Origin of the sequence: Mesorhizobium sp. M1C.F.Ca.ET.210.01.1.1, from assembly GCF_004791585.1 — a bacterium.
Taxonomy (GTDB): Bacteria; Pseudomonadota; Alphaproteobacteria; order Rhizobiales; family Rhizobiaceae; genus Mesorhizobium.
Window position 1 is genome coordinate 1 of record NZ_SRUU01000144.1, and the last position, 353, is coordinate 353.

The 353-nt window shown below is 61.2% G+C and carries 1 protein-coding gene; it reads left to right on the plus strand.

Features of this window, described 5'->3' with window-relative positions; all coding sequences use genetic code 11:
• A partial coding sequence (locus EN853_RS33315; RefSeq protein WP_135861358.1) for a 7-cyano-7-deazaguanine synthase occupies positions 1–353 on the plus strand: 353 nt, incomplete at both ends.

Sequence of the window (353 nt, forward strand, 5' to 3'; positions counted from 1 at the left end):
GCCTTCGGGGTTGCCGCCGCGCAGCAAGCCGATGCGGTGGCCACTGCCGTGCACGGCGGAGATCATTTCATCTATCTCGATTGCCGGCCCGCTTTTATCGACGCCTTTCAGACGATGCAGAACCACGCGCTCGCAGGTTACGCCGATATCCGCCTTTACGCCCCCTATGTGAATATGTCGAAGGCCGACATCGTTAGCGAGGGGGCAAAGTACGCCACACCGTTCGAGGCGACGTGGTCCTGCTACAAGGGCGGCGCACGTCATTGCGGTCGCTGCGGGACATGCATCGAACGGCGCGAAGCATTCGATCTAGCCGGCATTGCCGATCCGACAGACTATGAGGACGCGGACTT